This window comes from Chryseobacterium herbae, from assembly GCF_025154075.1.
In the GTDB taxonomy this organism is placed as follows: Bacteria; Bacteroidota; Bacteroidia; order Flavobacteriales; family Weeksellaceae; genus Chryseobacterium; species Chryseobacterium herbae.
This window is the reverse complement of the sequence record NZ_JAOAMU010000001.1, coordinates 663,147-687,596: the sequence shown is the minus strand read 5'-3', so window position 1 is coordinate 687,596 and position 24,450 is coordinate 663,147. Positions and strand designations below refer to the sequence as shown.

General features: G+C 39.1%; 12 protein-coding genes. 9 read left to right on the top strand and 3 right to left on the bottom strand.

Annotated features, from left to right (window positions below; all coding sequences use genetic code 11):
* The first annotated feature begins 527 nt into the window (after positions 1 to 527).
* The 6 genes from dnaE to N0B48_RS02825 all read left to right on the top strand — a co-directional run bounded on the left by dnaE (position 528) and on the right by N0B48_RS02825 (position 17,469).
* Entirely contained in the window at positions 528 to 5,195 is a 4,668-nt protein-coding gene (dnaE, locus tag N0B48_RS02850) for a DNA polymerase III subunit alpha (RefSeq protein WP_259836618.1), read from the top strand.
* Between the two features lie 331 nt (positions 5,196 to 5,526).
* Entirely contained in the window at positions 5,527 to 9,078 is a 3,552-nt protein-coding gene (locus tag N0B48_RS02845; protein ID WP_259836617.1) for a T9SS type A sorting domain-containing protein, read from the top strand.
* A gap of 291 nt (positions 9,079 to 9,369) precedes the next feature.
* A complete protein-coding gene (locus tag N0B48_RS02840; protein ID WP_259836616.1) occupies positions 9,370 to 11,259 on the top strand; it encodes a T9SS-dependent choice-of-anchor J family protein in 1,890 nt (629 codons plus the stop codon).
* Between the two features lie 291 nt (positions 11,260 to 11,550).
* A complete protein-coding gene (locus N0B48_RS02835) occupies positions 11,551 to 13,437 on the top strand; it encodes a T9SS-dependent choice-of-anchor J family protein (protein ID WP_259836614.1) in 1,887 nt (628 codons plus the stop codon).
* A gap of 294 nt (positions 13,438 to 13,731) precedes the next feature.
* The gene (locus N0B48_RS02830; protein WP_259836613.1) at positions 13,732 to 15,624 is read left to right on the top strand and encodes a T9SS-dependent choice-of-anchor J family protein; all 1,893 of its coding nucleotides are present in this window, start codon (positions 13,732 to 13,734) and stop codon (positions 15,622 to 15,624) included.
* 252 nt (positions 15,625 to 15,876) lie between these two features.
* On the top strand, positions 15,877 to 17,469 hold the full coding sequence (locus N0B48_RS02825; RefSeq protein WP_259836611.1) for a GEVED domain-containing protein: 1,593 nt from the start codon (positions 15,877 to 15,879) through the stop codon (positions 17,467 to 17,469).
* Between the two features lie 196 nt (positions 17,470 to 17,665).
* Here the strand turns inward: N0B48_RS02825 and N0B48_RS02820 are convergent, their stop codons facing one another.
* Together N0B48_RS02820 and N0B48_RS02815 are read right to left on the bottom strand one after the other, a co-directional pair.
* Positions 17,666 to 17,824, bottom strand: a complete 159-nt coding sequence (locus N0B48_RS02820) for a hypothetical protein (RefSeq protein ID WP_259836608.1) — start codon at positions 17,822 to 17,824, stop codon at positions 17,666 to 17,668.
* Positions 17,825 to 17,869: 45 nt separating this feature from the next.
* On the bottom strand, positions 17,870 to 18,697 hold the full coding sequence (locus tag N0B48_RS02815; protein ID WP_259836607.1) for an ion transporter: 828 nt from the start codon (positions 18,695 to 18,697) through the stop codon (positions 17,870 to 17,872).
* Between the two features lie 61 nt (positions 18,698 to 18,758).
* Here N0B48_RS02815 and N0B48_RS02810 point away from each other — a divergent pair, with 61 nt between their 5' ends.
* On the top strand, positions 18,759 to 19,856 hold the full coding sequence (locus N0B48_RS02810; RefSeq protein WP_259836605.1) for a Nif3-like dinuclear metal center hexameric protein: 1,098 nt from the start codon (positions 18,759 to 18,761) through the stop codon (positions 19,854 to 19,856).
* Positions 19,857 to 19,858: 2 nt separating this feature from the next.
* Positions 19,859 to 20,635 (top strand): zinc ribbon domain-containing protein, encoded by a 777-nt coding sequence (locus N0B48_RS02805; RefSeq protein ID WP_259836604.1) that lies wholly within the window; start codon positions 19,859 to 19,861, stop codon positions 20,633 to 20,635.
* Positions 20,636 to 21,229: 594 nt separating this feature from the next.
* On the opposite strand, the gene N0B48_RS02800 is transcribed toward N0B48_RS02805, so the two are convergent.
* Positions 21,230 to 23,008 carry an AMP-dependent synthetase/ligase gene (locus tag N0B48_RS02800; RefSeq protein WP_259836603.1) on the bottom strand — a complete coding sequence of 593 codons (1,779 nt, stop codon included), beginning with the start codon at positions 23,006 to 23,008 and terminating at the stop codon, positions 21,230 to 21,232.
* A 299-nt stretch (positions 23,009 to 23,307) separates the two neighbouring features.
* Here N0B48_RS02800 and N0B48_RS02795 point away from each other — a divergent pair, with 299 nt between their 5' ends.
* Positions 23,308 to 24,447: an acyl-CoA dehydrogenase gene (locus tag N0B48_RS02795; protein ID WP_259836602.1), complete on the top strand. Its 1,140-nt coding sequence runs from the start codon at positions 23,308 to 23,310 to the stop codon at positions 24,445 to 24,447.
* The last annotated feature ends 3 nt before the right edge of the window (positions 24,448 to 24,450 follow it).

Below are 24,450 nucleotides of genomic sequence, written 5' to 3'. Positions count from 1 at the left end.
TTGTTGAGATTGTTGTGAGTAAGGGTTTAGTCTCCGATTACTTTTTGAGGGATAAGCCCATTAAGACTGTGTTGTTTACGGTAATCTTCTTCATAAGAAGCCGCTTTCAAAAAAATTGAAAACGGCTGGAATGAATGAAAAGTTGATTTGCTATTTTTATGATCAGTTTTTTAAAAATGGTTGACTTTTCCGGTACTTATTTTCGAGGAATGAATTAATGAATCTATGTTCAAAAAATATACAGTTAACTTTTCAAAACAAATATAGGAGATCGTATTTTAAATAACAATTAAATATTGATTAAAAATCATTATTCGGTTTGTTTTATTGATATTAATTTTAATTAATGATCTTTATTTCTTAATTATTGATAATTTTAATTGGTTTTTAATTGAAAATTGATTTTTTAAATACAACGTACATTTTGTGAAAAATTATTCGCCTTTCTTTTGTATTTTACTGCTGAATTTTTGAAAAAAATGGACTAACTTTACATTCTCTTTTTTTTAAAAAAGTTAGAAACTTATATGTATTTAATTTTTGACACAGAAACAACCGGTTTACCTAAGAATTTCAATGCACCACTTTCAGACTCAGATAACTGGCCAAGAATGGTTCAGATCGCATGGCAGGTGCATGATGATAATGGTAATTTAATTGAAAATCAGGATTATATAATAAAACCTGAAGGGTACGATATTCCCTTCAATGCCGCAAGGATTCACGGGATTACCACCAAGATCGCCAATGAAGAAGGACGGGATCTGCAGGAGATTCTGGAAGAATTTTCCAAAGTGCTGGACAGAGTCAGGATCGTTTCCGGACACAACGTGGAATTCGATTACAATATCGTAGGCGCTGAATTATTTAGAAAAAATATAAAAGACAATCTTCAGGATAAGCCGAAAGCTGATACCATGATTTTGGGAACAGACTACTGTAAGCTTGGCGGAGGAAGAGGAGGAAGATATAAGTCTCCTAAACTGGAAGAATTGTACGAAAAGCTTTACGGTCACAAATTTGACGAAGCCCACAACGCTGCTGCCGATGTAAATGCAACTGCCAGAGTATTCTTCGAAATGATGAGAATTGGCGTGATTCCTTCCGAAGTACTGAAGATCTCTGAAGATCAACTTGAGTATTTCAAAAGACTATATCCGGATCCGATAAAGCCGTTTCCGATTGTTGTCAGAAGGCAGGTTGCTGACTTTAACAGTAAGAAAAAACATACAGACTCCCGAAATATTGACGAAGTTGATATCGGGAAATATTTCAATTTCAACAGCCACAGTGTTTTCTCTACATTGATGGCGACTTCCAGTATTAATGACCTGATCAAAAAAGCTTCTGATGAAAACTTTCCTGCCGTAGGAATGGTGGATACCGGAAATATGATGGGTGCTTTTAAATTTGTATCAGCAGTAGAATCCACGAATTCCGACCGTTCAAAAAAACATAAAGAATTCCTTGCTAAAAAGGAGGAAGCTAAAGAAAACGGAACTGAATTTACAGAAGAAGAGCCTGTTTCGGCTCCGCTTATCCCAATTGTGGGCTGCGAGTTTTACATATCAGCGCGTTACGAGCAGAAGCAGTTTACCAAAGATGACCCGGACAGAAGGACCCAAATGGTGCTTTTGGCGAAAGATTTTAACGGATACAAAAATCTGGCGAAGCTTTCGAGTATAGGATTCTTAAAAGGCTTCTATTTCGGAGTGCCGAGAATCAGCAGAGAATTGATCGCTGAATACAAAGAAGGATTGATCGCTGTGACTTCAGGTATTTTGGGAGATATTCCGGACGCAATCCTTAATACAGGGGAGCAGAAAGGGGAAGAGCTCTTTAAATGGTGGAAAGATACTTTCGGCGATGATTTCTATGTACAGCTTCAGAACCATAAACTGCCGGAAGAAGAGCATTTAAATGAAGTTTTACTTTATCTGGCAGATAAATACGATACTAAAATCCTTGCCCAGAACGAAACTTTTTATACTCAGAAAGATGATGCCAATATTCAGGATATCATAAGCTGTATCAAGGATGGTGAAAAGCTAATGACCCCTATAGGAAAAGGCTTCGGGAAACGAAGAGGACTTACCACAGGAGAATATTATATTAAAAATAGTGACGAAATTAAAGAAGCATTTCTGGCCTATCCGGATGCTTTCGATGCTTATGAGGAATTTCTCGGCAAATTCAGTCCGTATACTTTAAAAAGAGACGTTCTCCTTCCTAAATTTGACATTCCGGAAGAGTTCATCCATGCTGAAGATGCTGCGGATGGTGGGAAAAGAGGAGAGATGGCTTATCTTACTCATTTAACGTATGAAGGGGCAAGAAAAAGATATGTTGAAACCGGAATTACAGACGAAATCAAAGAACGTCTGGACTTTGAGCTTGATGTAATCGCGAACACCGGTTATCCGGGATATTTCCTTATTGTACAGGATTTCTGTAATGAAGCCCGTAATATGGGGGTTTGGGTAGGACCGGGAAGGGGTTCTGCAGCAGGTTCTGCGGTAGCTTACTGTATCGGGATCACCAATGTTGATCCTATTAAATATGATCTCCTTTTTGAGAGATTCCTGAACCCGGAAAGGGTTTCGATGCCTGATATTGATATTGATTTTGATGATGAAGGGCGTGACAGGGTGATCAAATGGGTAATTGAAAAATATGGACAAAGTCAGGTAGCGCAGATTATTACGTATTCTGTTCTAGGTGGAAAATCTGCGATTAAAGATGCGGGAAGAGTATTGGATCTTCCGATTCCTGATACCAACAATATTGCAAAACTGATTCCTCCGAGTCCCGGAATGAACATTGCAAAAGCTTTGGCTAAATATGACAAGCTAAAGCCTGAAGAGCAGATGCTGGTAGATGAAATGAGGATGGTGCTTGATAATCCTGATGATCCGCGGTTCGATGTATTGGCGAGTGCCAAAAAAATGGAAGGTTGTATCAGAAATACCGGAATCCATGCCTGCGGGGTGATTATTACTCCTGAGGATGTAAGTAACCTGGTTCCAATCACCATTGCAGCGAAAGATGCCGATATTCTGGTTTCCCAGTTTGACAACTCGGTGGCGGAAAGTGCGGGACTTCTGAAAATGGACTTCCTGGGACTTCGTACCCTGACGATCATTAAAGATGCCATGAAACTGGTGAAGCAAAGGCATAATATAGACCTTGATCCGGATGAGATTCCACTGGATGATGCAAAAACATATCAGCTGTTTAAGGAAGGAAGGACGATCGGGATTTTTCAGTATGAAAGCCCGGGGATGCAAAAATACATGAGAGAACTGAAACCGACAGTTTTTGCCGATTTGATTGCGATGAATGCGTTGTACCGACCGGGACCAATAAAATATATTCCGAGTTTTATTAATAGAAAACATGGAATTGAAGAAGTGGTATACGATTTACCGGAAACTGAAGAATATTTAAAAGAAACCTACGGAATTACCGTTTATCAGGAGCAGGTAATGCTTTTGTCTCAAAAATTGGCCAATTTTACAAAAGGTGAAGCTGATACTTTGAGAAAAGCAATGGGTAAAAAGCAGATTGAAGTTCTTAATAAAATGTACCCTAAATTCATTGAAGGAGGACGGAAAAACAACCTTAACGAAGAACGGTTAGAGAAAATCTGGAATGACTGGAAAGCCTTTGCAGAATATGCCTTCAACAAATCTCACTCCACCTGTTATGCGTTGATTGCTTACCATACTGCCTATCTGAAAGCCAATTATCCGGCTGAATATATGGCGAGTGTAATGAGTAATAACATTAACAATACGGACTCTATCACCATGTTTATGGAGGATTGTAAGAGTATCGGGGTAGATGTTTTGGGGCCGGATGTGAATGAATCCCAATATAAATTCTCAGTAAACGAAAAAGGTCAGATCCGTTTTGGTTTGGGAGCGATCAAAGGAATTGGTGAAGGGCCGAGTGAGGCGATTACCAGAGAAAGAGCGAATGGAAGGTTCAAGAATATTTATGATTTCTTCGAAAGAATTTTACCTTCCCAGATGAATAAAAGAGTGGCGGAAAGTTTAGTGCTGGCGGGCGCTTTCGATGAATTGGGATCTTACCACAGAGGTCAGTATTTTGATATCGATATGGCGGGTAAAACCAATCTGGAAAGACTGATCAGATACGGACAGAGCTTCCAGGAAAGTAAAAACGAAATGGAACATTCTCTTTTCGCAGACTTTGCCGATGAAGTCCAGATCGAGCAGCCAAAACTGCCACCTTGCCCGGAATGGCCGAATATGCATAAGCTTAATAAAGAAAAAGAGATCATTGGATTCTATCTTTCTGCGCATCCGCTGGATGAATTTAAATATCATTTCCAGTTTATGCAAGGGCAGTTATCTAAAAAGAGCGTCCTGGAAAAAGATGAGGAAGAAAAGTTGGTAACCGATGAGGTTCCTATTTTAGAAAAAGATTCTCAGGATGAAACGGTGGATCTTATTGAAATTGTTTCTGATGAAATGGCAATAGGAGAAGAAGAGGTGATAGAAGAAGTCACGAAAAAAGCCGAACCGAAAGGGAATTTTATGTTCCTGAACCTCGATGAGGTGGATGCCTACAAAGAGCAGGCTTTCTCCAATAAACAGGAAGAACTGTTTGAAGAAAAGAAAAAAGACTGGAAAACACTACAGAAAGAAAGAGAAAACGGCGGTGGCGGAAAAGAGTACACGGTAGCCGGACTGATCACGGAATACAAAGTTCAGGATGGTTTCAGAAGTGGTGAGAAAGTGGCTTTTGTGACGTTGGAAGATTATTCAGGATCCTATTCTTTCAGGCTTGGAGACAGGGATTATATGCGTTTGAAAGAAAAACTGGAAGTTCAGAGATTTGTGATTTTTAAAATAAAATTTGCACAGGTGAAAGACGGTAGGGTTTTCGTGAATGTAAATGATGTCATAGAGCTGCAGGAAGCCTTTGAACGGTTTGCAAAAAGTATTTCTCTCGTGATGGATGTCATGGATGTACGTGCTGAAGATCTTGACTTTTTCAGGACTGTTCTTGACAGAAATAAAGGAAATCAGAAACTTAAATTCTATATCAAAAATATTGAAGATGATTCTCAGATAGAAGTTCAGTCTATGAAACATTCTGTAGATTTGAACGGGGATTTGATCAAAGAAATTCAGCTCCTCAATAAATATGAGTTCTATCTGAACTGATAACGGTGATCTGGTAAAATATAAAAGCGGCATTTTGTCGCTTTTTTTTGTTTTGAATTGAAAATGAGTGGAGTAGATGAAAAAAAATATTTTATGTTAAGTTAAAATTTATCCTATTTAAGTGATTTTAAATTTGAGTATAAGCTGTTGATAGTCAATGCTGTGTTATTTATCTAAGGATTGTGAATTTTAAGTTAAAATTAAACATATATTTAATTTTAATTAATAAATTAGCTTTTTACCTCTTATTGATTTAATATTTTATGTTAATTTTTGAATTAGAATAAAATATTGGTTACATTTACCTCCCTAATTTTTATTTTTACTTAGTATGAAAAAAACTCTATTGTCGTGTTTATTTTTCTTAATGGCGACACTCATCAATGCCCAGATTACTCTGGGCAGCGGAACTGCACAGGGCGGGTATATGCCCGTGGATGTGAATTTCGGCTATAATTACAGTCAGCAGATTTTTACCAAGACTGAAATTAATACAGCCGCAGCGGGCAATATTACGGGCGTTAAATTCTTTCTCCCGAATAATGCAGATATTTCTAAATCGGTTGATTGGGTGGTTTATGTAGGCCATACCACTAAAACAAGTTTTAGCTCTGGTACAGACTGGGTACCTTTAGCCAGTATGACTCAGGTATTTTCAGGAGTGGTGAGTGTAGTAAGTAATGAAGTTACAGTCAACTTCAGTTCACCATTTGCCTATAACAATACAGATAATCTGATTATCGCTATTGATGAAAATACGGCAGATTTTACGGGTACGAGCAATAAGTTCTACACGTATACAGGACCTTCCAATTCCGGATTGGGATACAGAAGTGATACCATAAACCCGGATCCTGCAGCTCCCCCTTCAGGAACACGTGGAACTACCAAATCTATTACTTCATTGTTAGGACTTTCTCCGGCGGCACCGCTCTGTCCGGTTGTTTCAGCTCCTGCAGTGAATGCTACCAGTGTGTCTGTTTTACCTACGATTACCTGGGCAGGATCCAACTCTGCAACTTCTTACAAGTTGAGCGTAGGAACTACACCGGGGGGTACAGATGTAATGAATATGGTAGATTTGGGAAATGTAACCAGCTATGCATTTACGAATGCTCTTAACTTCAATACTCAGTACTATTACACGGTAAATGCTTTAAACTCAGTAGGAACAAGTACCGGATGTACAGAAAGAAGCTTTACTACCGTTTCGTTGGGATGTCCTTCTGTGAGTATTCCAGCAGCATCCATACTGGGAACTTCGGTAAAACCTACATTTACATGGTCTGCCATAACAGGAGTGCAGGGGTACCGTTTGAGTATCGGAACATCAGCAGGGGCGAATAATGTGTTGAGTAATTTTGATGTAGGAAATGTTCTGACGTATACTTTAACTACAGCACAACAGCTTAATCCTTCTACCCAATATTTTTACACCATAACAGCTTATACTGCAAATGCTGCTTCTACCGGATGTACGGAAAGAAACTTCACTACAGGAGCCACATTACCTCCTGCTAATGATGATTGTTCCGGAGCCGTTTCATTAACGGTGAATTCTGGATTGACATGTACGGCTACAACACCGGGAAATACCCTTGGTGCTAGTTTATCTATGGCAGCTACGCCTTGTAGTGGTAACCCGGGAGATGATGTTTGGTACAGCTTTACAGCGACCGGAAGCAGCCATCTGATTACTATTTCTAATGTAGTTTCTACGGGTGTGAGCTCAGATACTGATATGTACTTCCAGGTTCTTGGAGGAAGTTGTGGGACAATGACCAGCATATTGTGTTCTGATGCAGACATCAATATGGTGACAGGACTTACTGCGGGACAAACCTATTATGTAAGGGTTTATACATATTCATCCAGTGCAAATACCAATGCAAGCTTTAATATTTGTGTATCAACACCTCCGCCGCCGCCTGCAAACGACGATTGTGCGAACGCTGTAACAGTTACAGTAAATGCTGATATGAACTGTGGATCTGTAACTTCAGGAAATACTTCAGGAGGAACCAACTCTTCTGTTTCTGTAGGTGCTTGTTCAGGTACTCCGGATGACGATGTTTGGTATAAATTTGTTGCTACCGGCACAAAACATACGATCTGGCTGAAAAATGTAGTTTCAGTAGGAACATCTTCATCTACTTCATTATACGCTCAGGTATTCAGTGGGGCTTGCGGTACATTGACCAGCACTACATGTATTACTTCAAATACAAGCTATACCGTTTTATCTAACCTGACAGCAGGGGAGACTTATTACGTAAGAGCTTATAACTCAAATGCTAACTCAGGGGCTTCATTGTATGCCAATACGTTTGATCTATGTATAGGAACATTACCTGCACCTCCGGCAAATGACGAGTGTTCAGGCGCAGCTACCTTGACTGTGAATCCGGATATGAACTGTGGATCTGTAACTTCTGGAACTACTTTGGGAGCAACCAACTCTTCAGTTCCGGTAGGTACTTGTTCAGGGACTCCTGACGATGATGTCTGGTATGCATTTACTGCTACAGGTACTGCACATACCATTTGGTTAAAGAATGTGGTATCTGCAGGAAGCAGCTCATCTACGAGCTTGTATGCACAGGTATTCACAGGAGGATGTGGAGCTTTGGTAAACAAAACCTGTATCACTTCAAATTCAAGCTATACTGCACTTACAGGCCTTACAGCCGGAGAAACTTACTATGTAAGAGTGTATAACTCCAGTGCAAATACTTCTACAACAGTGTACGCCAATACATTCAGTGTATGTATCGGTACGTTACCTCCTCCTCCTGCAAATGATGACTGTGCAAACGCAACTTCATTAACGGTAAGCGGTACGGGAACTTGTACGAATCCTGTCAGCGCTTCTACTTACAGTGCGACTCAAAGTACTGGAACAACCCCAACTTGTGCTGCCAGCGGAATCAATGATGATGTTTGGTATTCGTTTACAGCAACTGCAGCGACTCATCTGGTAACAGTTAATTATACAGATAACGCTACAGCAACACAGGTGTATTCAGGATCTTGCGGAAGTTTCACAGCAGTGTCATGTACAGATGGAGCCTTTGGTAATTCAAATGTACTGTTGCAGAGCTTAACAGCAGGTCAGGTATATTACGTAAGAGTATATTCTTCATCAAGTACAGCTACAATAGCTTCATCTTTCAGCATTTGTATCACTACACCGGTAGCGCCAGCTAACGATACCTGTGATACGGCAATAGCAATTCCTTGCGGTGGAACAGTAGAAGGCAACAACGCGCTTGCTGCCAACGAAACTTTACCTGCCAATACTTGTGGCGGTACAACCACTACAGCAAGCTACAAAGGAGTATGGTATACCGTAAAAGCTCATGCAGCAGGGCCTATTACCATAAGTGCTTGTGGAGCAGAATTTGACAGTTACTTAAGAGTGTATTCAGGAAGTTGTGCCGCACTTACATGTGTGAGTAACACTTCAGGAATTGGGTATGCTGATGGCGGATGTCCTGGTGCCAATCTTAATGATTCATCTACTTTAACGTTCAATGCTACAGCCGGTACTACCTATTATGTATTGCTGACCGGTTACACTGCAGCGAGATTCGGAAAATATACAATATCTGTGACACAGGATTGCTCTACCATGGGTACTTCTGAGGTTAAAAAAGAAAATAACCTTAAAGCCTATCCAAATCCTTTTGCAGACGTTCTGAATATTTCTGATATTTCTAAAGTGAAGTCAGTATCCATTATTGATCTGGCCGGAAGAGTGGTAAAAACCATAGATAATCCTTCTTCAGCCCTTCAGTTGGGAGACCTGAAACAAGGAATGTATCTGGTGACTCTGAATATGAAAGACGGATCAAAACAAACTATTAAGGCGATTAAGAAATAAAATTTTATTAATCATACTATAGAACAGCAGCTGAAAAGCTGCTGTTTTTTTTTGATATTTATCTTCTTTACGTTTTGGTTTTATATAAATGGTAATGAATTGGAGATACAGTTCGTTTTGATAAGTTTTTTAATTAGGGGAATTAATAGTATTTGTTAAAAGATGAGATGAAATTGTGATATCAGTATTAAAAAATAAACTAGTTGGTTGTTTTTTATGCAATAGTTTTGTTTTTCGAGTTAATGCTAAAATATTTTATACTTTTCTGTCATTAATTTTAAATTTTATCTGATGAAAAAACTCTTATTTTTTATTACCATACTTCCTGTTTTTATTTTTGGGCAGTGGACAGAAAATTTCGATTCAGGCACCGGGCTTCCGGCAGGGTGGGCGGTCATCAACAGTGGCGGCGACAATGGCTGGGATATTCGTGTACCCGCTTCAGGTGCGCACTCAGGAACAAGAGTAGCAGGGCTGTCTTATAACAGTGCCGCCCACAATGATTATTTGATTACCAAGGCTATTAATGTACAGGCAGGGATTAGCGATAGAATGTCTTTTTATGTACGGTCTGAGAATGCATCTTATCTGGAAGATTATGAAGTATTACTTTCAACAACAAATCAAACACAGGGTGCATTTACTACCGTATTGCAGGCCACTGAAAATGCACCGGCAACATGGACAAGAAAAACGTTCAGTTTATCAGCCTATGTTGGGCAAACGGTTTATGTGGCAATTCATGCAACAGACGCTGACCAGCTTTACCTTTTTGCGGATAGCTTCAGCGTTGATACAGCCCCTGTTGCAGTGCCGGTTTGTACAGCCATTACTTCACCTGTAAACGGAGCAACAGGAGTAAATTCGGATGGTATTCTCAACTGGAATGCGATATCCTCAGCTACAGGATATAAGATTAAAGTAGGGACAGCCAGCGGAGGAACGGATATTGTAAATAATGTTGATATTGGAGATTTGGCTACCTACAATATACCGGGAGTACTCACTGCAGGAACCACGTATTATGCGACACTTATTCCATATAATACATTTGGTGATGCTGCCGGATGTACAGAAATTTCCTTTAGAATAGCTGAGATACCTGCTAATGATGACTGTGCTAATGCCATTTCTTTAGCTGTAAGCAGTACAGATGTTTGTACGACTCCTGTCAATGGGACAACCAATGGAGCAACTCAAAGTACGGGAACAACCCCGACTTGTGGTGCAGGCGGAATCAATGATGACGTCTGGTATTCCTTTACGGCTACTGCAGCGACTCATCTGGTAACGGTGAATTATACGAATGCTCCTACAGTAACACAGGTGTATTCAGGATCGTGCGGGACTCTTACGGCAGTCACATGTTATTCAGGAACATATAGCAATTCAAATGTTTTATTGCAGAATTTAGCAATTGGTCAGGTATATTATGTAAGAGTTTACTCCAGAGCGGCTGTATCAACGACAAATTCGGATTTCAGCATCTGTATTACTACACCTTCAGCTCCTGCTAACGATACCTGTACTACTGCGATACCTATTCCTTGCGGTGGAACCGTAGAAGGTAACAATGCACTCGCTGCCAATGATACTTTACCGGGTAGTGCTTGTGGTGGCAATTCATCAAATTTCAAAGGAGTATGGTATACCGTGACCACCGGTACTGCCGGGTTTATTACAATAGCTGCATGCGGTTCTGAATTTGACGGATATCTAAGAGTGTATACCGGAGGTTGCTCAGGTCTGACCTGTGTATTTAACGTTTCAGGAGTTGGATATGCTAATGACGGATGCGGAGATATTGCCAGTGCTCCGTCTGTTAGTTTTAATGCAGCGGCCGGTTCTGTTTATTATGTGCTTCTGACCAGCCGTGACGTGGCACAGTTTGGGAAATATAAGATCTCGGTAACACAGAATTGTTCATCAATGGGTACCTCTGATATTAATAAAGAAAACAGTCTAAAGGCACATCCAAATCCTTTTGAGGATATTCTGAATATTTCTGAAATTTCTAAAGTGAAATCAGTATCGGTGCTTGATGCTACAGGAAGAGTGGTAAAAACCATAGAGAACCCTTCTTCAGCCCTTCAGTTAGGAGACTTGAAACAAGGAATGTATTTGGTGAATTTGAATATGAAAGATGGATCTACGCAGACCATTAAGGCTATCAAAAAATAAGTTTTTGTGCCATATTTTGCAGAACAGTAGCTGAAAAGCTGCTGTTTTTTTTGTATTTATCTTCTTTACGTTTCAGTTTTGTGTAAATGTGATGAATTTTGATATGCAACACGTTTTCTCCGATTTTTTTAGTTTGGGGAATTATAGATATTTGTTAAAAGATGAAAGGGAATTATGGTATTCATATTAAATAATAAACTGGTTGCTTATTTCTCATGTAATTGTTTTGTTTTTTGATTTAATGGTAGAATATTTTATATTTTTCTGTCATTAATTTTAAATATCACCCTTATGAAAAAACTCTTATTTTTTATGACGATACTCCCTGTTTTTATTTTTGGACAGTGGACAGAAAATTTTGATTCCGGCACTGCGCTTCCGGCGGGTTGGGCGGTCATCAACAGTGGGGGACCAGATGGTTGGAATATTCGTGTCACAAATTCAGTTGCGCACTCTGGTACAAATATAGCTGGGCTTACGTATAATAATACAGCTCACAATGATTATCTGATTACAAAAGCTATTTATGTACAGGCAGGGATTAGTGATAGGATTTCTTTCTATATAAGATCCGAGTATTCATTTCTTTTGGAAGACTATGAGGTATTACTTTCATCAACAAATCAAACACAGGGCGCATTCACTACCGTTCTTCAGGCTACTGAAAACGCACCAGAAACATGGGCGAGAAAAACATTCAGTTTATCAGCCTATGTCGGGCAAACAGTGTATGTGGCTATCCATGCAACAGACACTAACCAGTCTTATCTTTACGCGGATAGCTTTAGCGTAGATACGGTCCCTTCTACAGTGCCGGCCTGCACGGCCATAACTTCACCTGCAAACGGAGGAACAGGAGTAAACACAGATGGTGTTCTGAGTTGGAATACGATATCTTCAGCTACAGGATATAAGATTAAAGTAGGGACAACCAGTGGAGGAACTGATATTGCGGATAATATTGATGCAGGAGATGTGTCTATCTACAATATACCGGGATTACTCAATGCTGGAACCACTTATTATGCTACTGTTATTCCGTACAATGCCATTGGCAATGCAGCCGGGTGTACAGAAATGTCCTTTACAACAGCTCAGTCACCTCCTAATGATGACTGTGCTAATGCCATTTCTTTAGCCGTAAGCAGTACAGAATTTTGTTCATATCCTGAAAATGGGACAACCAATGGAGCAACTCAAAGTACAGGAGCAGCTGCTACCTGTTCTCCTTCCGGCATCAATGATGATGTGTGGTATTCTTTTACAGCTACGGCAGCGAATCATCTGGTAACAGTGAATTATAGTAGTATCGGCGCTACAGCAACCCAAGTATATTCCGGATCATGCAGTGCTCTAACGGCGATCATATGTTATGCAGGATCAAATGGCAATTCAAATGTTTTATTAAAGAATTTAGCAGTTGGTCAAGTGTATTATGTCAGAATTTACTCCAGAACACTTGCACCAACCACAACTTCAGATTTCAGCATCTGTGTCACGACACCGGTAGTTCCTGTTAATGACACGTGTGATACTGCAATAGCAATTCCTTGCGGTGGAACCGTAGAAGGAAATAATGCACTTGCTGCCAATGACACTTTATCTGGTAATTGTGGTGGTTTAGCCAACTTTAAAGGGGTGTGGTATACCGTGACAGCCGGTGCTACCGGGCCCATTACGGTAGCAGCATGTGGATCTGAATTTGACGGTTATTTGAGAGTGTATACTGGAAGCTGCTCAGGTCTGACTTGTATAAGTAATGTCTCAGGAGTCGGATATGCTAATGATGGATGTGGAGATGTTGCCAGTGCTCCATCTCTAACTTTTAATGCAACTGCCGGTACTGTTTATTATGTGTTTTTTAATGGTCGTGAGGCGGGACAGTTCGGAAAATATACGATCTCTGTGACACAGTATTGTTCTACAATGGGCACATCTGATAGTAATAAAGAAAACAGTCTGAAGGCACATCCAAATCCTTTTGAAGACGTACTGAATATTTCGGATATTTCTAAAGTGAAGTCAGTATCTGTGCTTGATGCTGCAGGAAGGGTAGTAAAAATGATAGATCATCCTTCTTCAGTTCTTCAGCTGGGAGATCTGAAACAGGGAATGTATCTGGTCACTTTGAATATGAAAGACGGATCCAAACAGATCATTAAGGCCATTAAAAAATAAATTTTTATTGATCCTTATCATACAGAACAGCAGCTTTTCAGTTGCTGTTTTTTTTAATGATGATATTTTTACGTTTCTGACCTTTTATAATAGAGGAAAAATTTTTAGTGGCAGTACGTTTTGATCAGTTTTTTAATTTGGAGAATTGTAAATACTCGTTAAATTATAAAATGGTATTGTGATATTTGTAATAAAAAATAAACTGATTGGTTATTTTTCATGTAATGATTTTGTTTGTTAAATTAATGGTAAGATATTTTGTATTTTAATGTCATTAATTTTAAAAAATTACTTATGAGAAAACTCTTATTCTTTATGATAGTATTCCCTGTTTTTATTTTTGGACAGTGGACAGAGAATTTTGATTCAGGGACTACACTTCCCGTAGACTGGGCAGTCATCAACAACGGGAGCAGCAATGGCTGGGATGTCCGTGTACCCCTTTTTAGTACCGCGCATTCAGGGACAAATGTAGCCGGACTTACGTATAATAATACAGCCCATGATGATTATTTGATTACCAAGGCTATTAATGTCCAGGCAGGGATTAGTGAAAAAATTTCTTTTTATATAAAATCTGACTTGTTTTTGGAAGATTATGAGGTACTGCTTTCAACAACAGACCAAACGCAGAGTGCATTCACCACCGTGCTTCAGACCACTGAAAAAGCACCGGGCGAGTGGACCAAAAAAACATTCAATTTACTGACCTATACCGGACAAACCGTTTATGTTGCCATACATGCAACAGACACCAACCAGTTTTATATTTTGGCGGATAGTTTTACTGTAGATGCATATCCTACCATACCACCTCCCTGTACATCAATTACCGAACCTGCAAATGGAGCTACAGGAGTAAATTCAGATGGTATGCTGAATTGGAACCTCCTATCTTCCGCTACAGGGTATAAAATTAAAGTAGGCACAACCAGCGGAGGAACGGATATTGTCAATAACAGTGATGCAGGAGACGTGGCTACCTTTAATATACCGGGAGTACTCAATGCAGCGACTACTTATTATGCGACTGTTACTCCGTATAATGCCATCGGTGAGGCTTCGGGATGTACAGAAATTTCCTTTACAACGGCTCAGTTACCTGCTAATGATGAGTGTGCTAATGCAGTTTCATTACCAGTAAGCAGTACAGAAGTTTGTACGAATCCTTTAAATGGTATAACCAACGGAGCTACTCAAAGTACAGAAACTGCTCCTACATGTGCTTCTTATGGAATTAATGATGATGTCTGGTATTCGTTTACAGCTACTGCGACAACTCATTTGGTAACGATAAATTATACGGATAATGCTACAGCGGTACAGGTGTATTCAGGATCTTGTGGAAGTTTGACAGCGGTAGAGTGTAAATATGGAGGGTCTGGCAATTCAAATGTTTTATTACAGAATTTAGCAGTAGGCGAGGTGTACTATGTAAGAGTTTACTCTGAAACAGACACAGCGACGACAACTTCGAATTTCAGCATCTGTGTCACAACACCGGTAGTCCCTGCTAACGATACCTGTGATACGGCAATAGCAATTCCATGTGGTGGAACAGTAGAAGGTAACAATGCGCTTGCTGCCAGTGACACTTTACCTGGCAGTGCTTGTGGTAGCAGTTCAGCAAATCTGAAAGGGGTATGGTATACTGTAACAGCCAATGCAACAGGGCCTGTTACTATAAATGCTTGTGGGTCTGAATTTGACAGTTATTTAAGAGTGTATTCAGGCAGCTGTTCAGGTCTGACGTGTGTAAGCAACGTTTCAGGAGTTGGATATGCCGACAGCGGATGTGCTGGTGCCAATCTTCATGATGCATCTACTGTAACGTTCAATGCTACAGCGGGCACCACATATTACGTATTATTGTCAGGTTATTTTGCGGCTCAATTTGGAAGATATACGATTTCTGTGACACAGGATTGCGTTACAATGGGGACTTCTGACGTTAAAAAAGAGAACAGCCTTACAATCTATCCGAATCCTTTTGAAGATACACTGCATATTTCTGATGTTTCTAAAGTGAAATCAGTATCAATTACTGACCCGGCCGGGAGAGCGGTAAAAACCATAGATAATCCTTCTTCAGCCCTTCAGTTAGGAGATTTGAAACAAGGAATGTATTTGGTCACCCTCAACATGAAAGACGGATCCAAACAGACCATTAAAGCCATTAAGAAATAAAATTTTATTAACCATATAATACAGAACAGCAGCTGAAAAGTTGCTGTTTTTTTTATTTAGTAGGCTCAGACATAGATTTACTGTTTCAGAAATTTTGAAAATAGGAGTAATCGTTGTTTCGAATGGGCTATCAAAAATAACGATCATTCAGATCATAATAATGGACGAATGAAAGCCATGATTTTTTAATTTAAAAAATCATATTGTTGTATTTTTTTTATTAAATTAGCCCATACCATAAAATAATATTACATGAAAAAGATTTTACTTGCGAATCTGTTAATGATTAGCGCGTCAGCATTTGCGCAAACCTATTGTATCCCTGAATTTTCGAGTGGGTGCGCCGGAGGAGATGTGATTAACAGCTTTACGATTCCGGCAGCCGGATTTAGTCACCTGGATACAGGATGTTCTCAGGGAGCTTACGGAGATTACACCACTCAGACCATTACCATGAATGCCGGTGTTAATTACGCCTTTTCTATTACCCATGGTTATGAAAATCAGAATATTAGGGTCTGGATTGATTTTGATAATAACGGAACCTTTGATGATGTAGCACCCGAGTTGGTGACCGAAGCAAGCAGCACCGGATCAGACACAAGTTCGGTGACAAACGGGACCATCAGTATTCCTTTAACAGCTACACCCGGAACTTACAGAATGCGAGTGGGAGATCGCTATTCCAGTCAGCCAGAGCCTTGTAATACGTCAGGGTACGGAGAAGCACATGATTATACTGTAGCTATCGGAGCTGCTCCAAGTTGCCTTTCACCGGGGAATTTATCTTCAAGTACCATTACTTCAAATTCAGCTTCTATTTCGTGGACAGCCCCTACAAGCACCGTTGGCGTAGGATATGAATATTATTACTCTGACACAAGTACAGGACCAACAAGTACTACTGCCGCCACCGGAAGTGTAGGAGCATCTGCTCTTACGGCATCATTATCTTCACTTTCTCCCGCCACTAATTATTATGTATGGGTAAGATCCGTATGCAGCGCTACCGATAAAAGTGCATGGTCTGTAGGAACATCATTTACAACCGAATGTGCCGTTATTGTACCTACGGTAACTTACACCAATGATTTTACAACATTCCCGGGCAATTGCTGGGAACAGGCTTCAGGTGGAGATGCTTCCACAGGACCTAATGATACAGAAGAATTTTGGAATGACGGAGACTTCCTGAATGCAGGAGATGGTAACAATTCTGCTAAGATTAATCTTTATTTCACCGGTACCGCAGCATGGCTGAAGACGGTACCTTTCAATCTTTCAGCAGGTGGATATCAGGTTAAATTTGATTACGGAGTTACAGAGTTTCTGGACACCACTGCATCCGGTATGGGATCTGATGATATCATTCAGTTTCTTGTATCCGGGGATGGAGGAACTACCTGGACTGTTCTGCAAACATGGGATGCGGCAAACGCACCATCCAATACTTCGACTACCTATTCTTATAATCTGACTTCTTACACAGGAGCGAATACGGTTTTTGCATTCTATGCTTCTGACGGAACGGTAAATGATCCGGAAGACTACCAGTTCTTCGTGGATAATTTCAAAGTAGAATCTTCATCGCTGGCAACATCTGAAGTTGCAGGAGTAAAAGAAACGATTAAAGCATATCCGAATCCGTTCACAGATGTATTGAACATTTCAAAAGCAGATCTTGTAAAATCAGTTTCTGTTTCCGATGTATCAGGAAGATTGGTGAAAACCATCGATAATCCTTCTTCAGCACTTCATCTGGGAGATCTGAAACAGGGATTGTATTTCGTGACATTGAATATGAAAGACGGTTCCAAGCAAAGCATTAAAGCCATTAAGAAATAAATTAAAATTATAGAAAATTGTAAAGACGGATATTTTTATCCGTCTTTTTTTTGTGAGAAATATTTTTATAGAAAAATGGAATTTTAGATCATGTATGGTATAATTAACTGAAATAAAAAGAAAAAATCATCACTCTAAAAAAAAGACGGCACCAGCCGTCTTTTTATATCACTCATTGCCCATCATTTATCACTCATCACTTATTGGGTACCGGCTGTATATCTCCCGTATTCATATGCTCAAAGATCGTAGGGAAAAACAGAACAAGGATAAAATAGATGACGATCATTAATACAATTAAGGAAAAAAGGATAATGACCAGACTATTGGGTTTATTTTTCTTTTGTGGTTCCATGATTTTTGTGGTATTTGGTTAATAGATTCATATCAATACCAAATACTAAGCTAATTTCTTGCCACACTGTTTGCAGTATCTTGCGTCGTCATCGATATCTTCATTACCGCACTGCTCGCAGATCTTTTCCAGATTCTGTCTTTTATTTCTCATTTCGGCAGTCACAATTCCAGTAGGAACTGCGATGATGGAATAACCGGCAAGCATAAGAATAACGGCAAAAAACTTGCCCATCGGTGTAATAGGAGAGACATCTCCGTAACCAACAGTCGTTACCGTAACCACGGCCCAGTAAATAGATTGTGGAATGGTTTCAAAACCAGGCCTTCCGCCTTCCACCATAAACATCAGGGAGCCCACGATCACAGAGAAAATAATCAGAAATAAAAGGAAAATATAGATCTTTCTGGAACTGTGCTTTAAGGCTCTTACGATGAGGTAACCGTCATTCATAAAATCCAGAAGATTGAAAATTCTGAAAACTCTCAGCATTCTCAGCATTCTGAAAATCAGGAAATATTTGGTCACGGGAAAGAAAAAGCTGAGGAAAAAAGGAACCAATGCCAGAAAATCAATGATTCCGAAGAAACTAAAAATATAGTTTTTCTTATTCTTTACTACACTGATACGCATCCAGTATTCGGCGGTAAAGAAAATGGAAATAATCCATTCCAGGATCAGAAAGGTTCTGTGAAACCTTTTATCGAGTTGAGGTACGCTTTCCATCATAATAATGGCGGTACTTATAAGGATCAGAGATAATAATGTAATGTCAAATAACTTCCCGAGTTTGGTGTCGGCACGGTAAATGACCCTGTAAAGAAACCTTTTCCAAAGCTTGTCTTCAGGAACAAGATTGTGTTCTCTTTCCATTTTTAATGTTTTTTAAAATTAACAAATTATCGTTATTTTCGTAGCAAACATACAGAATAAAATGACAATAAGCGAAGTAATTTCAAAAATAGAGCACCGTATTCCGCTGCAGCAGGCAGAAGATTTTGACAATGTAGGATTGCTGTGCGGATCTCCGGATCGAAATGTTAGCGGGATACTGGTCTGCCACGATGCATTGGAGAATGTTGTGGATGAGGCTATTCAGAAAAACTGCAATCTGATCGTATGTTTTCATCCCATTATTTTTTCAGGATTAAAATCGCTGACCGGAAAGAATTATGTGGAAAGAGCCGTACTAAAAGCGATTGAGAATAAAATTGCAATCTACGCCATCCATACTGCATTTGATAACGATTTCTTTGGTGTAAATCATGGAATCTGCAGCCAGCTGGGATTAAAGAATCTGAAAATTCTTCAGCCTAAAAAAAATAATTTAAAACAGCTGACGGTCTTTGTCCCGAAAGATCATTCTGAACAGGTAAAAGAAGCTCTTTTCTCTGCAGGAGCAGGAAATATAGGGTTTTACGACGAATGCAGCTTCACGCTCAATGGAAACGGGACATTCAGACCCACAGAAGGTTCCAATCCATTCTCAGGGCAGCAAGATGTTCGTGAAAATGCAGATGAAGATATGATTTCCGTAATTTTTGAAAGCTACAAACAGGGTAGAATTATTTCAGCTTTGAAGGCAGCGCATCCATATGAAGAAGTGGCTTATCAGGTGTATCAGCTGGAGAACGAGAACCAGCATATAGGTTTGGGAATGTATGGTGATTTGGAGGAAGGAATGGATGAACAGGATTTTTTAAGATTCGTGAAAGAAAAATTCGGACTGGAACTGATCAAACATTCTGATTTTACCAATAAAAAAATCAAAAGAGTAGGCGTTCTTGGTGGATCAGGAGCAAGTGGAATCAAGGCTGCATTATCCCAAAAATGTGATGCTTACCTTACCGGAGATATTAAATACCACGACTATTTTCTGGCAGAATCCAAAATGATGATTTGTGACATAGGCCATTATGAATCAGAACAATTTGTAACTCAACAATTATTTGAAATTTTATCACAAAAATTTAGTACATTTGCAATTTCAAAATCTATTGAAAAAACAAACCCAGTAAATTATTTCATTTAAATATGGCAAAAACCAACGATATTTCAGTTGAAGAAAAATTAAGAGCTTTATACGATTTGCAGATCATTGATTCAAGATTGGATGAAATCCGAAATACCAGAGGAGAATTGCCAATTGAAGTTGAAGATCTTGAAATTGAGATTGAAGGACTTGAAAAAAGAGCTGAAAAATTTCATGCAGACATCAAAGATCAGGACGACCAGATCAAAACTAAGCATGAAGTGATCAACCATGCAAAAACTTTAATTGAAAAATACAAATCTCAGCAGGATAATGTAAGAAACAATAAAGAGTTTGAAGCATTAGGAAAAGAAATGGAATTCCAGGATCTGGAAATTCAGCTTGCTGAAAAAAGAATTAAAGAATTTGGAGTTAAAATTGCTCACAAAAATGAAACTTTAAGCGAACTTAACGGAAAAATAGATGATCTTAAAAACCATTTAAAATTCAAAAAAGAAGAATTGGATGGTCTTGTATCTGAAACTCAAAAAGAAGAAGAGTACTTAATAGAGCAGTCTAAAGAGTATGCAGGTAAGATCGACGAAAGATTGTTGGCTTCATATACCAGAATCAGAAAGAGCTCTATCAACGGACTTGCGGTAGTAGGATTGGAAAGAGGAGCACCGAAAGGGTCATTCTTCACGATTCCTCCTCAGAAGCAGATGGAAATCGCTCAGAGAAAGAAAATTATTATCGATGAGCATTCAGGAAAAATCCTGGTTGATGACGAATTGGTAATGGAAGAAAACGACAGAATGAAATCGGTAATTAAATTTTAATTACAATTCAAACCATATAAAAAGTGCTTCAGCAATGAAGCACTTTTTTTGTTTAATAGGATGCTTTGAAATATTGAATTACGGTAGATATTCAATAGAAACGGGCTTTAGCCCGTTGTCTTATCACGGGACGAAGCAAATTCCATTTATTTCGGCAGCCTTATAAATGCTTAATCATTACAAAAATTCAATAGAAATGGGCTTTAGCCCGTTGTCTCATCCCAAAACGAAGCAAATTCCATTTATTTCGACAACCTTATAAACGCTTAATCATTACAAAAATTCAATAGGAACGGGCTTTAGCCCGTTGTCTTATCACGGGACGAAGCAAATTCCATTTATTTCGACAGCCTTATAAACGCTAAATCATTACAAAAATTCAATAGAAACGGGCTTTAGCCCGTTGTATGACCCCAGAAAAAAGAAACAATTTCCATTTATTTCGACAGCCTTATAAATGCTTAATCATTACAAAAATTCAATAGGAACGGGCTTTAGCCCGTTCATGTTTACCTCCATCAATTTAATACCTTATCCCAGGCTTTAGCCAAAACATAAAAAAAGCTGCTTCATTTGAAACAGCTCATCGTATTTTTAATCGTGATGCTCGTACATTTTATTGTACAGATCCATGAATTTCTCTTTGACCGCTTTTCTTTTCAACTTTAAAGTAGGCGTCAGAAGTCCTGTCTCGATGGCCCAGACTTCCGGGGTAAGCTCAATTCTTTTGATCTTTTCCCAGTTTCCGAGATGCTCGTTGATGCCTTCTATTTCTTTTTCAATTCTTTCTTTTAATTCAGGGCTTTTGGCAATTTCTGCCGGAGTAGAACCGATATTCAGGTTGTTTCTCATGGCCCAGTTTTTAGCAAATTCAAAATCAGGCTGTACCAGAGCACACGGCATTTTTTCTCCATCACCTACCACCATGATCTGCTCTATGAATTTTGAAGCTTTCGCTTGGTTTTCAATAGTTTGTGGAGCGATGTATTTCCCTCCTGAGGTCTTGAACATTTCTTTTTTACGGTCGGTGATCTGAAGGAATCCTTCCGCATCAATATGCCCGATGTCTCCTGTTTTAAAGAATCCGTCTTCTGTAAAAGCTTCTCTGGTCATTTCTTCAGCTTTAAAATAGCCTTTAAAAATAGAAGGTCCTTTTACTGTAATTTCACCATCTTCTTGGATCTTCACCTGTAAGTTGTCCAAAGGTACACCCACGGTTCCAACCTTCATTTTTTCAAAACTGTTGACAGCTATTACCGGTGAAGTTTCTGTCAGTCCGTAGCCTTCCAGAATAGGAATTCCGGCATTCTGGAACATCATATTTAGTCTTGTGGACAAAGCAGCAGAACCGGAAACCAGTGTAATGATTTCGCCTCCCATACCTTCTCTCCACTTGGAAAATACCAACTTATCGGCAATGATTTCCTGCAATCCGGATGGTTTCGAAATGGTTTTCTTTTTGCTGATCAGATTTAATGCCCAAAAGAATATTTTAGATTTCAGCCCGCCCGCAGAAGAACCTGTATTGTAGATTTTATCGTATACTTTTTCTACCAGTCTTGGCACCACAGTCATATAGTGAGGTTTCACTTCTTTGATGTTTTCCCCCATTTTATCGATGCTTTCAGCGAAATAGATCGAGAATCCATTGTACTGATACAGATAGAAAAGCATTCTTTCGAAAATATGACAGATCGGAAGGAAGCTCAATGCTCTGGAATCCTTGTAATCCAGGCTTTTTCGCTTAGGAATTCTTGGAATTGAACCCAGAACGTTGGAAACGATATTATGATGGGTCAACATAACTCCTTTTGGTCTTCCCGTTGTTCCTGAAGTATAAATAATCGTAGCCAGATCCTCAGAATTGATAGCATTGGAAAGATCTTCCACTTCAATTTGGGTAGAATCATCTTCTCCAAGATCCAGAATTTCCCGCCAGTTAGCAGCTCCGCTTATTACATCGAAAGTGAAAATACCCTGTAAAGAGGGAATATTATGTTTTACCTTCATCACTTTCGTCAGAAGTTCTTTATCAGAAACAAAGCAATATTGTATTTCAGCATTATTAAAGATAAATTCATAATCTTCAGCAGAAATACTCGGATATACAGGCACAGAAACTACACCGATCTGAGATAGTCCGAAATCCATTACCGCCCATTCTGTACGTGAATTGGTAGTGATCAGAGCAATCTTATCTCCCGGTTTTATACCCAGTTTCAAAAGGCCTCTGGATATTTTATTTCCTTGATTGATAAACTCTAACGTTGAAGTTTTTTTCCATTCGCCCTGATATTTGGTAACAAACATATCCGTTTTAGGAAATTTTTCTAAAGCGTAGTGTGGAATATCGAATAATCTTTTGATCGTCATGATTTTTTAAGCAATTTTTAAAGAATTTTAAATATAAGCATTTTTTTTAATTGTAGTAATCAGAAATCACCAATTGAAAATTAATTGAATGCCTGCCATAACAAACAAAGAATTCATGATCATTATATAAAAAATACCGATGCTATATATCATTTAACCTTACCCTTAATTTTGGTTTGTATTATCTTCTGTCTCTGATCCCTGCTATCCAATCCCTGCCACCTGCTCCCTAATTTCTAATTCTATTTTCAGATTTCGTTAAAAAGTGTAAATTTACGGCTATCTAATTATTATTTTTTATGGACTTTAATTTATCGGAAGAACAGCTGATGATTCAGCAGGCTGCAAGAGATTTTGCACAAAATGAACTATTTCCTGAAGTTATCGAAAGAGACCGCGACCAGAAATTCCCTACAGAGCAAGTAAAGAAAATGGGAGAGATGGGACTTTTAGGAATGATGGTGGATCCTAAATACGGAGGTGCCGGTATGGACAGTGTTTCTTACGTCCTGGCAATGGAGGAGATCGCAAAAATAGATGCTTCTGCAGCTGTGGTAATGTCTGTAAACAACTCATTGGTATGTGCAGGTCTTGAAAAATTTGCTTCCGAAGAACAGAAAGTGAAATACCTTACACCTCTTGCAAGCGGAAAGGTAATTGGAGCTTTCGCATTATCTGAGCCTGAAGCGGGTTCTGATGCTACTTCTCAAAAAACAACAGCAGAAGATAAAGGAGATTACTACCTTTTAAACGGTATTAAAAACTGGATCACTAACGGTGGAACAGCTTCTTACTATATTGTAATTGCACAAACGGATCCTGAGAAAAAACATAAAGGAATCAACGCTTTCATCGTAGAAAGAGGATGGGAAGGTTTTGAAGTAGGAGTAAAAGAAGACAAATTGGGAATCAGAGGAAGTGATACACACTCTTTGATCTTCAATAATGTAAAAGTGCCTAAAGAAAACAGAATCGGGGAAGACGGTTTCGGCTTCAATTTTGCAATGGCAGTATTGAACGGAGGAAGAATAGGTATTGCTTCTCAGGCTTTAGGAATTGCTTCAGGAGCTTACGAATTGGCTTTAAAATATGCTAAAACAAGAAAAGCTTTCAAAACGGAGATCATCAATCACCAGGCGATCGCGTTTAAACTAGCAGATATGGCTACTCAGATCACGGCTGCAAGAATGTTATGTTTCAAAGCTGCATGTGAGAAAGATGCAGGTAAAGATATTTCTGAAAGTGGAGCTATGGCAAAACTATACGCTTCTCAGGTAGCAATGGATACCACTATTGAAGCGGTACAGATCCACGGTGGATACGGATACGTGAAAGAATACCACGTAGAAAGAATGATGAGAGATGCGAAGATCACGCAAATCTACGAAGGTACTTCTGAAATCCAGAAAATTGTGATTTCAAGAAGCATCGCAAAATAATAA

Bases quoted from the DNA above. Each gene is read 5' to 3' on its own strand.
- dnaE (WP_259836618.1), top strand. From the start codon at position 528: ATGTATTTAATTTTTGACACAGAAACAACCGGTTTACCTAAGAATTTC.
- N0B48_RS02845 (WP_259836617.1), top strand. From the start codon at position 5,527: ATGAAAAAAACTCTATTGTCGTGTTTATTTTTCTTAATGGCGACACTC.
- N0B48_RS02840 (WP_259836616.1), top strand. From the start codon at position 9,370: ATGAAAAAACTCTTATTTTTTATTACCATACTTCCTGTTTTTATTTTT.
- N0B48_RS02835 (WP_259836614.1), top strand. From the start codon at position 11,551: ATGAAAAAACTCTTATTTTTTATGACGATACTCCCTGTTTTTATTTTT.
- N0B48_RS02830 (WP_259836613.1), top strand. From the start codon at position 13,732: ATGAGAAAACTCTTATTCTTTATGATAGTATTCCCTGTTTTTATTTTT.
- N0B48_RS02825 (WP_259836611.1), top strand. From the start codon at position 15,877: ATGAAAAAGATTTTACTTGCGAATCTGTTAATGATTAGCGCGTCAGCA.
- N0B48_RS02820 (WP_259836608.1), bottom strand. From the start codon at position 17,824: ATGGAACCACAAAAGAAAAATAAACCCAATAGTCTGGTCATTATCCTT.
- N0B48_RS02815 (WP_259836607.1), bottom strand. From the start codon at position 18,697: ATGGAAAGAGAACACAATCTTGTTCCTGAAGACAAGCTTTGGAAAAGG.
- N0B48_RS02810 (WP_259836605.1), top strand. From the start codon at position 18,759: ATGACAATAAGCGAAGTAATTTCAAAAATAGAGCACCGTATTCCGCTG.
- N0B48_RS02805 (WP_259836604.1), top strand. From the start codon at position 19,859: ATGGCAAAAACCAACGATATTTCAGTTGAAGAAAAATTAAGAGCTTTA.
- N0B48_RS02800 (WP_259836603.1), bottom strand. From the start codon at position 23,008: ATGACGATCAAAAGATTATTCGATATTCCACACTACGCTTTAGAAAAA.
- N0B48_RS02795 (WP_259836602.1), top strand. From the start codon at position 23,308: ATGGACTTTAATTTATCGGAAGAACAGCTGATGATTCAGCAGGCTGCA.